The organism is Anaerococcus porci, assembly GCF_034090325.1.
GTDB classification, from domain to species: domain Bacteria; phylum Bacillota; class Clostridia; order Tissierellales; family Peptoniphilaceae; genus Anaerococcus; species Anaerococcus porci.
Genome location: NZ_JAXDSU010000100.1, coordinates 37736 through 53982, shown reverse-complemented (window position 1 = coordinate 53982; position 16247 = coordinate 37736). Strand labels below are relative to the sequence as shown.

The window sequence follows — 16247 nt, the reverse complement described above, 5'->3', positions numbered from 1 at the left end:
TTGAGATTATAGCTATGAACGTATTCTACACTATCCTTAATATTATCATAATTTATATTTATTCCTATATTTTTTAAGATTTAAGAATTGTTTTTAAAGTAATTTCTGTTATTCTTTTTTCTATATAATCGTAGTTTAAATAATTTTGATTTGAATTGAAAGAATCTCAAATAGTTATTTCTACTATATATAATAGAATTGGGAAGGTAAAAATAATATTGCTTTACTAGAAGTATTTATAATTTAGAAATGATAATTAGAGGTATAAATAATAGTAAAATTATTATTGAAATTAAATACTAAAAATATTGGGAAAGAGAACCAACTGTTTTAAGAATCAGACATAAGTTAATAATATTAGATAATGGTTCATGTAAAAATTGCTTTTTTAAAATTAATTAATTTTAGCAAATCATTACAATTTTTAAATTACTTATAGCTAGTTTATATTACAAATTAGTTTTCTTAGCTTGCTATATAGTTTTTAAGTTGTTTAGAATAGATTGTAATGATTTGCTAAAGATAGGAAATAATAATTTTTTAATAATTCCTATCTAATAAATTTAATAGTTTCGTATTCGCTTGCATCTTCTATGTCATATGATGATTTTTGCATGGATGCAGATAAAGCTAGTCCTACATTTGCAAAACATATAAGTAAGAATGTTCCTCCCGATGAGAAAAATGGTAAGGGAATTCCAGTAACAGGCATAAGGCCTATTGTCATTCCTACATTTTCAAATATATGGATAAAAAACATAGCTGAAATACCAGAAACTAATAGGCTCACAAAAGTATTTTTTGAATTTTTACTTATAGCTATAAACCTATAAATCATTATAGCAAAGGCTATTAGCATAAGTATTGCACCTATAAATCCAAGTTCTTCTGCAAGCACTGAGAAAATATAATCTGTTTCCTTTTCAGGGATATAACCATATTGAGCTTGGGTTCCTTTCATATATCCACGTCCTGTAAGCATACCACTTCCTATGGCTATTAAACCTTGTTGTTGTTGCCAACCACTACCAGATGTATCTCTTGATGGGTCCAAAAAGTCATGAATTCTATCGGCTCTATAGCCTTTAAGATTAAGTAATAAAATTAAAAATCCAACTATAGCGATGGCTAATAGAGCAATGATCCATTTCCATGAAAGTCCAGCCATAAAAAACATTACAGCTATAAAAAATATATAAACCATGGCTGTTCCAAAGTCAGGTTGTAATAATATTAAAATTACAGGAACTAGGGCAAAGGCCATACTTATAAGTAGACCACTTGGTTTATTTATATTTGATTTGTATTTATCAAAATAAGCTGCTAAAGCAAATATTATACCAACTTTAGTTACCTCAGATGGTTGAATTTGAATAGGACCGAGAATTAACCAAGAATTAGAACCCCACTCTTGTTCACCTTGTCCAAAAAGTATGGTTAATAGTAACAAAATTAAAGATATTACATAAACTGGCATCCATGCTTTTTTTATAACATCCATATCCATGGTGCATAATACAAATATAAGTATAAATCCCAATACAGTTGCAACTATTTGGCTTTTTATATTGCTAATCTTTCCAGAAAAAGCAGAATAAAGTATAAATAGTCCATATAAACTTAAAAAAGCCACACTTATAAATAGCAGCCAATCGAATCTTTTTAAATCTTTTTTCTTTAAATTAAACATTTAATCACTCCAATACTAGTAATAATTATATAATAAGCATCTTAAATCTTCAATCTTTATTTTTCCCAAAAGATAAGGGTATAATAAATTAAGAGGTGAGAATTATTTTAGAAAAAGAAGAAATTTCAAAAGTAATAGATATACTAAATCAACTTTATCCAAATCTTGATAAAAGTTTTCTAGATTTTACAACACCATTTGAACTCTTAGTAGCTACAATTCTATCAGCTCAATGTACCGATGTAAGAGTAAATAAAGTTACAAAATATATGTTTAAAATTGCTAATAAAGCAGAAGACTTTGCAAATATGAATATTAAAGATATTGAAGATTTGATAAAAACATGTGGACTTTATAAGAATAAAGCAAAAAATATTAAAAATGCATCTATAATGTTGTTAAGAGAATTTGATGGAAAAGTACCTGATACCATGGAAGATTTGATTAAACTTCCAGGAGTTGGTAGAAAAACAGCAAATGTTGTAATGGCAAATGCTTTTAATAAAGACACCATAGCAGTAGATACTCATGTACAAAGGGTTTCAAATAGGATAGGTCTTGCTAATAGTAAGAATGTGTTAAATACTGAAAAAGATTTGATGAAAAACTTACCAAAAGACAGATGGTCAATTTTACACCATCAGATTATAGCACATGGAAGAAAAATTTGTAAGGCTAGAAATCCACTTTGCCATGAATGTGATATAAGAGTTTTATGTGAGTACTATAAGGAGAAAAAATGATAAAATTATTTGCTATTGACTTAGATGGGACAACTTTAGATAATCAGTCAAGGCTTGATAATAAAGTTATAGAGGCTTTAAAAAAATTAGATGAAAATGGTATAAAATTCGTATTTACTTCTGGAAGAGCAAAGCCATCCGTAGATTATTTAACATATCTTACAGGTTTCGATAACCCAACTATAGCTAATAATGGAGCTATAGCATCTATAAATAGAGAAAACATAATATACGAAAATTATCTAACTTATAAAAATATAGAAAAGCTTATTGAATTTTGTGAAAATTATAAACTTTTGTATCAATTTTATGACCATGATACTTATTATTCTAATAGAGTATGTCCTGAAAGATTTAACCATCTAAAAAAGAGAAGTGATTATGGAATGAATTATCAGGTCAATTTTTCTTTTTCAGCAAATCCCTTAAATGAAATAAAAAACAGAAATAGTAATGTACTTAAATTTCAAATATTTCCAAAGGAATATAATAAATTAAGTAAAGATAGGATTATTGAAGAAATTAGAAAGTTCAATAAAAATCTTTATATAACATCATCAAATGATAAAGTTATAGAAATAATGCAAAAAAATGTAAGTAAATATCAAGCTATATGTGAAGTTTCAGATTATTTGGGTATAAATAGAGATGAAATAGCTGCAATTGGAGATCAAGATAATGATATACCAATGTTAAAGTTAGCGAAGCTTTCTTTTGCAGTTGAAAATGCTATAGATGAAGTAAAAGAAATTGCAGATGTAATTGTAGGATCTAATGATGAATTTGGTATTGTTGAAGCTATTGATATAGTAATAAAAAGTAATAAAGATGTTTAATATAGTATTGATTTCTCCACAACATCCTGGAAATGTTGGCAATATATCAAGAACTTGTGTACAGACTGATTCAACTCTTCATCTAATAAGACCATTTAAATTTGACCTATCAAATAAATCTTTAAGAAAAGCTGGCATTGACTATTGGGATGATTTGAAGCTAGTAATTCATAATAGTGTTGATGATTTTTTTGAATATGTAAAAGATAAAAATATATATTTTATCGAAACAGGAAGTAATAGGACTTATTGTGATATTTGCTTTAAAGTAGATGATTATCTAATCTTTGGCAGAGAAAAAGAAGGTATAGATCAAAAACTATTAGATGAACATAAGGATAAAATTTTTAGTATACCAATGACTAATAAGATAGATAGGTCATTAAATTTAGCTAATTCAGTTGCAATAGTTTTATATGAAGGATTAAGACAAAATAATTTTTTTAAATAATAGAGGTGAAATATGTTTGATGTAATAATAATTGGAGCAGGACCTGCAGGACTTACAGCAGGTCTTTACGCTGGTAGGGCTAAGCTTAAAACATTAATTTTAGAAAAAGATATAGCAGGTGGGCAAATTGCAACAACAGAGCATGTAGAAAACTATCCTGGTTCTGAAAAAGGAGCAGGAGGTCTTGCCATATCAGATAGGATGGAAGAGCAAGCAAGAGAGTTTTGTGAAATAAAATATAAAGAGGTTAAGAAAGTAGAACTTAAAGGTGAAGTTAAAAAAGTGTATACGACAGATGAAGTTTATGAAAGCAAGGTGGTTATTATCTCAACTGGGGCAAGTCATAGGAAATTGAATGTTCCAGGTGAAAAAGAATTTGCAAATCTTGGAGTTTCATACTGTTCAACCTGCGATGGTCCATTTTATCAAGGTTTAGATATATTTGTAATTGGTGGAGGTGAGGCAGCACTAGAGGAAGCACTCTACCTTACTAAATTTGGCAAGTCTGTAAATATAATTCATAGAAGAGAAGGTTTTAGAGCAAGTCAAACTGTAGTTGATAGATGCAAGGAAAATGAAAAAATCAATTTCTTATTAAATTATACAGTTGAAGAGATAAAAGGCGAAAGTGAAGTAAATGAACTTATACTAAAAAATACTCAAACAAATGAATTAAAAACAATAAAAAATGATGATAATAGTCCATTTGGGGTATTTATATATATAGGTAATATACCACAAACTGATTTATTTAAAGATCAAATTGAACTTATAGATGGCTATATTCCTACAGATGAGGACATGAAAACTAATTTAAAGGGAGTTTTTGCTATTGGTGATACCAGAGTTAAAAAAATAAGACAAATGGTAACAGCAACAAGTGATGGATGTATAGCTAGCGAGATGGCTAATAAATATATCGATAATGGTGAGTGGTAATATACACTTGACAAAAAATCGTCAATTAGTAAAATAATTATTGTAAAGCACATTGAAAAAGCACTTAGGAGGAAATAATGACAACAAAAGTAGCTATTAATGGATTTGGAAGAATAGGACGTCTTACACTTAGAAGAATTGCTGAAGTTGAAGACAATATAGAAGTAGTAGCAATCAATGATCTTATTGATAAAAAAGGCTTATTATATGCATTTAAATATGATACTGCTCAAGGAAGATTCAACGGGGAAGCTGAACTTACAGATGATGGATTTAAAATAAATGGAAAAGATATAAAAGTATTTGCTGAAAGAAATCCAGAAGACCTTCCATGGAAAGACTTAGATGTTGATATAGTACTTGAATGTACAGGATTCTTTACAGAAAAAGAAAAAGCAGAAGCTCATATTAAAGCAGGAGCAAAGAAAGTGTTAATTTCAGCACCAGGTAAAGGTGATATGAAAACAATAGTTTATGGTGTTAACCATGAAACACTTGATGGATCAGAAACAGTGGTTTCAGGTGCTTCATGTACAACAAACTGTTTGGCACCAATGGTTAATGTATTGGTAAAAGAATTTGGTTTTGTATCAGGACAAATGTCAACAATCCATGCTTATACAGCTACTCAAGCTATCCAAGATACTCCAGCTAGTAAAAAAGACCTTAGAGGTGGAAGAGCAGCAGCTCAAAATACAATTCCAGCATCAACAGGTGCAGCTAAAGCGGTTGGTAAAGTACTTCCAGAAGTAGAAGGAAAAATAGATGGATCAGCTCTAAGAGTTCCAACAATAACAGGTTCTATTACAGAACTTTACTCAGTACTTGAAAATAAAGTTACTGTGGAAGATGTTAATGCTGCAATGAAAAAATATGAATCAGATGCTTTTGCTTACACAGAAGATGATATAGTATCAAGTGATATTGTTGGATATCCAGCAGGAAGTGTATTTGATTCACAATTAACCAAAATAGTTGAAGGTACAGATGGAACACAAGTTGTTAAAACTGTAGCATGGTATGATAACGAAATGGGATATGTATCTAACCTAGTTAGAACACTAGATTACTTGGCAAATCTTTAAGATTTTAATTGGCGGGATATAGTCTCGCCTTTTTTTAGAGGTGAATAATGAATAAAAAAACAGTAAAAGATTTAAATGTATCTGGAAAAAAGGTGTTAGTTAGAGTTGACTTTAATGTTCCTTTATCAAAGGAAGAAAAGGGAGTTATAGCTGATGATGCTAGAATAAGAGCGGCTCTACCTACTATTGATTACCTATCAGAAAATGGTGCAAAGGTAATATTAATTAGTCATTTAGGAAGACCAAAGGGAGAAGCTAATCCAGAATTTACTTTAAAACCAGTAGCAGATTGGCTTAAGAATAAGTATGGAGAAAAGTTCCATTTTATACCATCACCTAGGGTAATTGATCAAAATGTAAAAGATAAGGTAAATGAATTAAAAGATGGTGAGATTGCTCTCTTAGAAAATACAAGATTTAGACCAGAAGAAACCAAAAATGGTGAAGAATTTGCAAAAGAACTTTCTGAAATTTCTAATTTATATGTAAATGATGCTTTTGGTACAAGTCATAGAGCTCATGCATCCAATGTCGGAGTTGCAAGTATACTTCCATCTGCAGTTGGACTATTAATTGAAAAAGAAATAGATGTTATGGGTAAGGCTCTTGAAACACCAGAACATCCTTTTGTTTCAATTTTAGGTGGAGCAAAAGTATCAGATAAAATTGGTGTTATAGAAAATCTTATAACAAAAGTAGATACAATTCTAATTGGAGGAGGAATGGCTTATACTTTCCTTAAAGCACAAGGAAAAGAGATTGGTAAGTCATTACTTGAAGAAGATAAGATGGATTTATCTCTTGAGCTAATCAAAAAAGCTAAGAATAAAGGAGTTGAAATACTTCTACCTATAGATGTAGTTATTGCTGATGAAATAAAATCAGGTGTTGAGACTGCAATAGTTGATATTGATAATATTCCAGAAGATAAGGAAGCTTTGGATATAGGTCCAAAAACAATAGAACTTTTTGCAAGTAAAATTAAAGATGCAAAAACAGTTGTTTGGAATGGACCAATGGGAGTTTTTGAAATAAAAGAGTTCTCAAATGGTACAAATGAAGTTGCTAAAGCTTTAGCTGACTCAGATGCTGTGACTATAGTAGGTGGTGGAGATAGTGCCCTTGCTATTGAGAAAGCTGGATTTAAGGATAAAATAACACATGTATCAACTGGTGGTGGAGCAAGTCTTGAATTCTTGGAAGGAAAGACTCTACCAGGTATTGCTTGTATTGATGAAAAATAAGGAGTAGATATGCGTACACCTGTAATAATAGGAAATTGGAAAATGAATTTAGCTCCTAGTGAAGCAAAAGCTTTGTTAAGAGAGCTTAGAGAATTAGACCTTGATCAAAGTGTTGAAAAGGGAGTTTGTGTACCAGCTATAGATTTATTAATAGCTGAAGATATTTTAAAAGACAGTGATATTAAGTTTGGTGCTCAAAATATGTACTTTGAAGAAAGTGGTGCTTATACAGGAGAAATTTCTCCAACTATGCTTAATGATATTAAAGCAGATTATGTTATATTAGGTCATTCCGAAAGAAGAGAGTACTTTAAGGAAGATGATGAATTAATTAATAAAAAAGTCTTATCAGCACTTGAGCATGATATAATTCCAATTCTTTGTGTAGGTGAAACTTTAGAAGAAAGAGAATCTAATAAAGAAGAAGAAAAAGTAAGAAATCAATTAGAAAAAGATTTAAAAGATGTTAAAGATTCTGATATAGAAAAGGTAATTATTGCCTATGAACCAATTTGGGCTATAGGAACTGGAAAAACTGCATCATCAGATGATGCTGACTGTATGTGTAAGTTTATTAGAGACTATATAAAAAAGGTCTATGGTGAAGATTATAGCGAAAAAATTAGGATTCAATATGGTGGATCTATGAAGCCTAAAAATGTCAAAGAACTTTTAGCTAAAGAAAATATAGACGGTGGACTTATAGGTGGAGCAAGCCTTAAAGCAAGTGACTTTGAGCAATTAATAAATTATAAAAAATAATAAATAATAAGGAGAAATATAATGAGTGTAATTTCAAGTGTATATGCAAGACAAATTCTTGATTCAAGAGGAAATCCAACAGTAGAAGTTGAAGTTGTTACAGAAGATGGTGGATTTGGTAGAGCAAGTGTTCCATCTGGAGCATCAACTGGTGAATGGGAAGCTGTTGAGCTTAGAGATGGTGACAAAGATTACTATCTTGGAAAATCTGTCCTTCAAGCAGTTAAAAATGTAAATGAGATAATTGCTGAAGAATTAGAATTCACATATGATGTATCAGATCAAGTTGGTATTGATAAAGCAATGATTGAACTTGATGGAACTGAAAATAAGGGTAAACTAGGTGCTAACGCAATCCTTGGCGTATCTCTTGCAGTAGCTAAGGCTGCAGCTGATGAAATTGGCGTTCCTTTATATAACTATCTTGGGGGAACAAATGCTAAACTTCTTCCAACACCAATGATGAATATCCTAAATGGTGGAGAGCACGCAGATAATTCTGTTGATATTCAAGAGTTTATGATTTTCCCACTAGGTGCAGAAAGTTTCTCACACGCTCTTCAAATGGGTACAGAAGTATTTCATAGTCTTAAAAATGTACTATCATCAAAAGGATATAATACATCAGTAGGAGATGAGGGTGGATTTGCTCCAAATCTTAAATCAAATGAGGAAGCTTTAGAAATTATATGTGAAGCTATTAAGGCTGCAGGATATGAACCAGGAAAAGATGTTTATATAGCTATGGACTGTGCATCTAGTGAATTCTATAATAAAGAAGATGGTAAATATCACCTTAATGGAGAGGGAACAGTTAAAACTGAAGATGAAATGATTGATTGGTTAGAAGAATTAGTTGGCAAATATCCAATTATCTCAATTGAAGATGGTCTTGATGAAAATGACTGGGAAGGTTGGAAAAAACTTACTGATAGACTTGGAAATAAGGTTCAATTAGTAGGAGATGACTTATTTGTAACAAACACTAAAAAACTTGAAAAAGGAATTAAAGAAGGTGTTGCAAATTCAATTCTTATAAAAGTTAATCAAATAGGTTCTCTAACAGAAACTCTAAATGCTATTGAAATGGCTAAAGAAGCTGGCTATACAGCAATAGTATCACATAGATCTGGTGAAACAGAAGATACAACAATATCAGATTTAGTAGTTGCTGTGAATGCAGGTCAAATTAAAACTGGTGCACCTTCAAGAACTGACAGGGTTGCTAAATACAATCAATTATTAAGGATTGAAGATGAACTATTTGATACAGCACAATTTAAAGGTTTAAAGGCGTTTTACAATATCAATAAATAGTTAAAAAATATAGATAGAGGGGTAAATATATACAAAACCCCTCTTTTTATTGATATATATAATAATTTATGTTATCATTATATAGTATGAAAATGGAGGTGTCTTATGACAACAGTATTATCAATCTTATTGATGATTGCTTCTCTTGTACTAGTTATTGCTGTAACTCTGCAAGAACCAAAAACTGATGGACTTGGAACATTAGCTGGACAAGAAACTAATGTGTTTGGTAGAAGCGCACATAGATCAAAGAATGAAATGTTAGATAAAGTTGTAATAGCTGCAGGTATTGTATTATTTGTATTGAGTATAGTACTTTTAGCAATAAACTAAGGGGTTGAGTATAACTATAATTTGCCAAGCAAGTTAATAGGCTATACTAGCCTCTTTTTTAATAGGAGTAAAAATGAATTTCAAGGATTTAATTTTAAATATAGTAAATGGTGAAAATTATAGACCTATGACAATGAAACATATGTTAAAGTTTCTAGATTGTGATAAGTATATAAGAAAAGATGTAGTAAAAGAAATTCAAAAATTACATAAAGAAGGAGAACTCAATATTACAAAAAAGGGAAAGATTATGCCTTTAAGCAAGGAAGATAAGGCACTTATAGGTATAATTTCTACAGCTCAGGGCGGCTATGGATTCTTTATATCTGATGATGAAGACTTTGATGATGTTTTTATTTCTAATGCTAATCTTAATAAAGCTATAAATGGTGACAGAGTTAAAATAAAAATCTTAAAAGAAAAAGAATATGGAAAGAATGCTGAAGGTGTAGTTGTTGATATCTTAGAAAGAAAACAAAATAAGATAGTTGGACTTTATCAAAAAAATAAGAAATTTGGATTTGTTATAGCTGATGATAAGAGTATATTTGATGATATTTATATAGATAATGAAGACTCAAAAAACGCAAAAAATAATGATAAGGTAGTAGTAAAGATATTAAGATACCCTGAACATGGTAATCCAGAAGGAAAAATTACTGAAGTATTAGGCAACAAAGATGATGCAAATATAGATGTATTGTCTATAGTAAGAAGCCATGGGATAAAAGATAATTTTTCAAAAAAGGCAAAAAGTGAATGTTTATACATAAAAAAGGAAATTACTGATAAAGATATAGAAGATAGGATGGATTTTAGAAAGCTTTTTACGGTAACTATAGATGGTAGAGATTCTAAGGACTTTGATGATGCAATCTCAATTGAAATAGATAAAGATGATTATATACTCTATGTTCATATAGCTGATGTAAGTCACTATGTTAAAGAATCTACTGCAATTGATAAGGATGCTTATGAAAGAGGTAATTCAACTTATTTATTTAATATAGTTATACCAATGCTTCCTGAGGTTTTATCAAATGGTATATGTTCACTTAACCCAAATGAAGATAGGCTTGCTGTAAGTATTAAAATGAGAATCGACAAGAATGGAAATGTTATAGAAAATGATTTTTATAAATCTGTAATAAAATCAGACTATAGACTTATTTATGATGATGTAAATGCTCTCTTAGATGAAAATGATCAATCAGTTTATAATGATAAATTAACTATTGAAAAATTAAACTTGTTTAAAAAACTATATAAAATATTAAAGGATAAAAGAAGCAAAAGAGGATCAATTGATTTTAACTTTACAGAAAGTCAAATTGATGTGTCAGAAGATGGAGAAGTTTTAAATATATCTCGTTATGAAAGAGGTACTGGAAATAAGATGATTGAAGAGTTTATGATTGCTTCTAATGAAACTGTAGCAAGTTTATTTGCTTATATGGACTTTCCATCAATTTATAGAATTCATGAAAAACCAAAAGAAGAAAAAGTAGAGTCATTTAATAAAATTTTAAATACTCTTGGGCACAATATTAAGGGAAATAGCCTCCACTCAAAAGATTTCCAAGAAATCTTAAAAGAAGTAAAGGGTGAAGATGATGAAGGCTTAATAAATATTTTGATGTTAAGAACCATGCAAAAAGCCAAATATACAAATTATAGGGATATTCATTTTGGACTTGCAACAAAATTTTACACCCATTTTACATCACCTATTAGAAGATATCCAGATTTAATAGTCCATAGACTTATAAAACTTTATATAGAAAATAAACTTACAAAGCTTAACCAATCTAAATTAAGTAAGGATTTAGGTAAGAAGGCTGAACATTTATCAATTACTGAAAGAAATAGTGAAGAATGTGAAAGAGATGTAGAAGACTTAAACAAATGTAAGTATATGAAAAAATATATTGGGAAGGAATTTGAAGGTATAATTTCATCAATTACAGATTTTGGAATATTTATAGAGCTTGAAAATACTGTTGAGGGTTTATTTATGTATAAATTTTCCGAAGATAGATTCGAGTATATTGAAGATATGATGTATACTGTAAATACTGATAATAATAAAAGATATAAGATTGGAGATAGAGTAAGGATTTGTGTTATTAATGTAGATATTGAAAAAAGAAATATAGATTTTGATTTATTGGAGGAATAAGTGAAAGTAATTGCTAATAATAAAAAAGCAAAACATGATTATTTTTTAGAGGAAAAATATGAGGCAGGAATTGAACTTAAGGGAAATGAAGTAAAGAGTATTAAGGAAGGAAAAGTATCAATAAAAGAATCCCATGTAGGTGAGTATAAAGGTGAGATGTATATATACAATATGAATGTAACTCCTTATAAACAATCTTATGATAAAAATATAGACCCTATTAGGACAAGAAAACTTTTACTTCATAAAAAAGAAATTAATAAGTTAATAGGTAAGGTATCACAAGCAGGCTATACTATTGTTATAACAAAGATTTATTTAAAAGATGGTCTTATAAAAGCGGAAGTGGCTTTAGCAAAAGGGAAAAAGGTATTTGATAAGAGAGAAACTATTAAGAGAAAAGATGCAGATAGAAAAATTGAAAGAGCGTTAAAAAATTATTGATATGGCCTATATAGAATTAAAAAATGTGTATAAATATTTTAATGTAGCTGGAAATAAGATAATTGCAAATGATAATATTAACTTATCCATAGACAAAGGTCAGCTTGTAATAATAGTTGGAGCAAGTGGTGCAGGTAAAACAACCCTTTTAAACCTTATAGGAGGAATGGATAAGTTAAGTGAAGGGGAAATTATAGTTGATGATAAAAACTTATCGGATATGAATGAAAAAGAGCTTACAAAATATAGAAGAGATGATGTTGGGTTTGTTTTTCAATTTTATAATCTTATACCAAATCTTACAAGTATAGAAAATGTAGAACTTGCATCAGAGATTGCAAAAGATAATATGGATGCTTATAAAGCTCTTGATGAGGTGGGACTTTCAAATAGAAAAGACTCTTTTCCTTCTCAGCTTTCTGGAGGAGAACAACAAAGAGTTGCTATTGCAAGGGCTATTGCTAAAAGCCCTAAACTTTTACTTTGTGATGAGCCTACAGGAGCTCTTGATTATAGAACAGGTAAGTCTATACTAAAATTATTACAAGATACAGCCAAGAATCTAAATACTACTGTAATTATAATAACACACAATACAGCTATAAAAGATATTGCTGATAAGGTATTTGAACTTAAAGATGGTAAAATAGTAAATGAGTATGAAAATAAAAATCCTGAAAATGTAGAAAATATTGAGTGGTAAAATGAGAAAAAGTAATTATTATAAAAGTATATTTAGGGATATGAAAAATACCAAGGGTAAGATTTTTTCTATCTTTATAATGATAATGCTTGCCTCAATGATTGTAGTAGCTTTATTTCTAACAGGACCTACTATGAGAAACACCTTAAATAATACTTTAAAAAATGCTAATCATCCAGATATGATTATAAGCTCAACTTATGGACTTAAAGATGAAGATAAAGTAATTATAGAAAAAGACAAGGGTATTGAGAATGTATCCTACCAAAAAGGAACAGACCTATATTATAAAGACTTACTATTAAGTATAGATTCTAAAGATGAAACTTTCCCAAAATATAATATAAAAAAAGGTAGGGACTTAAAAAACAATAATGAAATAATCATTGATGAAGTATTGAAAGATGAGTTTAAAATTGGAGATACTATAGAATTTGATGAATCTTTAAATAAAAATATTGATGATAAATTAAAAAATAAAAAATTTAAAATAGTGGGCTTTGCCAATTCGACAGAAAATCTCATGAATGATATACGAGATTATTCAATTGAAGGCAAAAAAATGGTAGATGGCTTTGCTATAATATCTTATGATAATTTTAAAACAGATGATATAAAAAAAGCAAATATACTATATAAAGATACCAAAAATCTTCATAAATTTGATGAAACTTACATATCATATGTTGACAAAAAGAAGAAAGATTTAGAAGATGACTTTAAGTATAGGCCAAGTGAAGTTTTAAAAAAACTTAAAGATGAAAGTAATAAAAAATTAGATGAGAACGAAAAAGAATTAGATGATGCGAAAAAAAAGCTTGGTGATGAGCAAGAGAAACTCTACAATGCTAATGAAAAATTACTTAATGGTATAAATAAATACTATGCCAATGAAAAAGAATTTCAAAATAAAATTACTGAATCTGAAGAAAAGCTTAAATTATCAAAGGTTAAAATTGACAATGGATATATTAAGCTCGATAAGGCAAAGAAGCAATATGAGAGTGGTTTAAATGAATATAATACTAAATTTAGTAATGCAGAAAAAAGACTTAAAGATTTAGAGCTTGAAATTAATAAGGCTTACAAAATAATTAATGACAGTAGTAAGGAAATTGAAGAAGGTAAAAATAAAATTGAAAGCTCTTTTAAATCCCAAAAGGATAAATTAGTTGAACTTAATAACAATAAAAGTAAACTTGAACTTGAAATTTCAAAAATCAATGAAAGTAAAAAATCTATAGAAGAAAATATTAAAATTATTGAAAAAAAAATAGAAAATTTAGATGATAGTGAAGAGAATAAAGAAGAGATTGATAAGTTAAGTAAATCCAGAGAAGATCTCTCAAATAAGTTTAATGAATTAGATTCGAAAAATAAAGAGCTTATAGAAAAAAAAGAAGAAATAGATTTGTCTTTTAAGGAATTTAAAAATAAGTATGATTTAGCCTATAATGAAGCTATGGCTCCAATTTTAGAAAAAGAAGATGTACTTAATAAGAAAAAAAATAATTTAGGTAAAAAAAATACTATCTTACAAGAATCTATTAGAAAAATAAATATCGAGAAAGATAGTGCAAGAAATAAGTTAAATGAATCTAAATCCATGATAGCTTCTAATGAAGCAAGTTTAAATGAAGCTTTAAATCTTTATAATTTATCTTACGAAAGGTTTAAAAATGAAAAAGAAAATGGAAGATTTAAACTTGATAAAGCATATGAAGAACTTTTAGAAAATCAAAGAAAATTAGAAGAAACCAATAAAAAATTTTTCGAAGAAAAAGATAAATCATTAAAGAAAATTAACGATGGTTATGATGAAATTGAGGATGCTAGAGAAAATCTTGTAAGACTTCCAGATCCAAAATATAGTATAGGGAATATATTATCAAATAAAGCTATTGACACTTACTATAAGAATTCTAAGAACATGGATGAACTTTCTAAAGTATTTCCAACATTTTTCTATTTTATAGCTCTTTTAGTATCATTGACTACAATAAAAAGATATATTGAAGAACAAAGAATTCAAAATGGTACTTTGAAATCTCTAGGATATGCTAATAAGGATATCGCAAATAAATTTTATATATATGCACTTTCACCTACTATATTGGGATCAATAATAGGGGTTATTTTAGGAAAGTATCTAATAAGTAAGATTATATTTAAGGCTTATTCATCAGGATTTGATATATTTGAGATGGATTTTCCTAATAGTTTTTTACTTGTTGTTACAACTATTATCCTTTCTATAATTCTTATAACGCTTACTGTATTTTTTACATCAAACAGTGAGGTAAAAGAACAAACTGCAGACTTACTAAGGCCAAAACCACCAAGGGGTGGATCAAGGATATTTCTAGAAAAAATTGACTTTTTATGGAAAAGATTGTCTTTTATGACAAAAATTACTTTTAGAAATTTATTTAGATATAAGTCACGTATGCTGATGACAATTTTTGGTATTGGAGGATGTACTGCCTTGTTATTTTTTGGATTTGCAATGACAGACTCTATAAAAGATACATCAAATATCCAAAGACAAGAAATTAGCAAATATGATTATATAAATATATTTGATAATAGAGCTGATGTAAAAGATAAAAATGAATATGAAGATATAATAAATGGTGAGATGACAAAAAGAATCTATTATAAGAGTGTAGAAATTGATCTTAAAGATGATATCAAAGCTAATTTAATAGTCTTTGAAAATCAAGATAGGCTTAATGAATTTATTGATATAAGAGATAAATCCAAAAATCCTATTAAGTTATGTGAAGATTCTTTGGTAGTAACTACAAATCTTTATAATAAACTTAATGAAAAAGACGAGCTTAAGTTTTTAGACAAAAAAGTTAAAATTAAAGATGTGGCAGAAAATTATATAGATGATTATATCTATATGTCAAAAGAAGCTTATGAAAATAATTTTAATGATAAATTAGAATTTAATGCTGATATAATAAATACAGAAAATAAAGGTTTGAAAGATAAAATATTAAAAAATAAAGCTAGTCTATCACTAATTGAACCTAATAAATCATATGAAACAATTGATTCATTGATGGCAAATCTTAACTTGGTTATAGGAATAATCACTCTGGTTTCTGCAATATTGGCCATAGTTGTTTTATATAATCTTACCAATATAAATGTTAGTGAAAGAAAAAAGGAACTAGCAACAACAAAAGTTTTAGGATTTTTCCCAAGAGAGACGACAGCTTATATATATAGAGAAACTTATATTTTAACAATTTTAGGAATAATGTTAGGCTATATATTAGGATATATTATGCTAAAGTATGTACTTTTAGTTGTAGCACCTGATGGTATATATTTATCAGCAAAAACACATCCACTATCTTATATAATATCAGCTATAGTAACCTTATTTATTTCATTTATTATAATGATAATCGTCCATTTAAGATTGAAAAAGATAAATATGGCTGAAGCCATGAAGGCAGGAGAATAAAGCAGTTTAGTCTGCTTTATTTTATTGTGATATAATAGAA

14 protein-coding genes are annotated in these 16247 nt (G+C 28.5%); 13 read left to right on the top strand and 1 reads right to left on the bottom strand.

The window, feature by feature from the left end:
* Positions 1 to 550: 550 nt before the first annotated feature.
* Positions 551 to 1690: a rod shape-determining protein RodA gene (rodA, locus tag SOR60_RS10310; RefSeq protein WP_320595884.1), complete on the bottom strand. Its 1140-nt coding sequence runs from the start codon at positions 1688 to 1690 to the stop codon at positions 551 to 553.
* A 95-nt stretch (positions 1691 to 1785) separates the two neighbouring features.
* Between rodA and nth the strand changes: the two genes are divergently transcribed.
* The 13 genes from nth to SOR60_RS10245 all read left to right on the top strand — a co-directional run bounded on the left by nth (position 1786) and on the right by SOR60_RS10245 (position 16207).
* Positions 1786 to 2433: an endonuclease III gene (gene nth, locus SOR60_RS10305; protein WP_320595883.1), complete on the top strand. Its 648-nt coding sequence runs from the start codon at positions 1786 to 1788 to the stop codon at positions 2431 to 2433.
* On the top strand, positions 2430 to 3269 hold the full coding sequence (locus tag SOR60_RS10300) for an HAD family hydrolase (protein ID WP_320595882.1): 840 nt from the start codon (positions 2430 to 2432) through the stop codon (positions 3267 to 3269). The genes nth and SOR60_RS10300 overlap by 4 nt, the downstream gene beginning before the upstream one ends.
* On the top strand, positions 3262 to 3720 hold the full coding sequence (locus SOR60_RS10295) for a tRNA (cytidine(34)-2'-O)-methyltransferase (RefSeq protein WP_154538837.1): 459 nt from the start codon (positions 3262 to 3264) through the stop codon (positions 3718 to 3720). Before SOR60_RS10300 ends, SOR60_RS10295 begins: the two co-directional genes overlap by 8 nt.
* Positions 3721 to 3732: 12 nt before the next feature.
* Entirely contained in the window at positions 3733 to 4659 is a 927-nt protein-coding gene (trxB, locus tag SOR60_RS10290; RefSeq protein ID WP_320595881.1) for a thioredoxin-disulfide reductase, read from the top strand.
* Positions 4660 to 4736: 77 nt separating this feature from the next.
* A complete protein-coding gene (gene gap, locus SOR60_RS10285; protein ID WP_154538835.1) occupies positions 4737 to 5744 on the top strand; it encodes a type I glyceraldehyde-3-phosphate dehydrogenase in 1008 nt (335 codons plus the stop codon).
* Between the two features lie 47 nt (positions 5745 to 5791).
* Entirely contained in the window at positions 5792 to 6988 is a 1197-nt protein-coding gene (locus tag SOR60_RS10280) for a phosphoglycerate kinase (protein ID WP_154538834.1), read from the top strand.
* 9 nt (positions 6989 to 6997) lie between these two features.
* Positions 6998 to 7750, top strand: a complete 753-nt coding sequence (gene tpiA / locus SOR60_RS10275; protein WP_154538833.1) for a triose-phosphate isomerase — start codon at positions 6998 to 7000, stop codon at positions 7748 to 7750.
* A 21-nt stretch (positions 7751 to 7771) separates the two neighbouring features.
* Entirely contained in the window at positions 7772 to 9067 is a 1296-nt protein-coding gene (gene eno, locus SOR60_RS10270) for a phosphopyruvate hydratase (protein WP_176269305.1), read from the top strand.
* Between the two features lie 105 nt (positions 9068 to 9172).
* Entirely contained in the window at positions 9173 to 9400 is a 228-nt protein-coding gene (secG, locus tag SOR60_RS10265; RefSeq protein ID WP_154538831.1) for a preprotein translocase subunit SecG, read from the top strand.
* A gap of 73 nt (positions 9401 to 9473) precedes the next feature.
* Complete coding sequence (rnr, locus tag SOR60_RS10260; protein WP_320595880.1) at positions 9474 to 11579, top strand: ribonuclease R; 2106 nt, start codon at positions 9474 to 9476, stop codon at positions 11577 to 11579.
* Complete coding sequence (gene smpB, locus SOR60_RS10255; RefSeq protein ID WP_176269307.1) at positions 11580 to 12023, top strand: SsrA-binding protein SmpB; 444 nt, start codon at positions 11580 to 11582, stop codon at positions 12021 to 12023.
* Between the two features lies 1 nt (position 12024).
* The gene (locus SOR60_RS10250; protein ID WP_154538830.1) at positions 12025 to 12726 is read left to right on the top strand and encodes an ABC transporter ATP-binding protein; all 702 of its coding nucleotides are present in this window, start codon (positions 12025 to 12027) and stop codon (positions 12724 to 12726) included.
* A 1-nt stretch (position 12727) separates the two neighbouring features.
* Complete coding sequence (locus SOR60_RS10245) at positions 12728 to 16207, top strand: FtsX-like permease family protein (protein WP_320595879.1); 3480 nt, start codon at positions 12728 to 12730, stop codon at positions 16205 to 16207.
* Positions 16208 to 16247 lie beyond the last annotated feature (40 nt).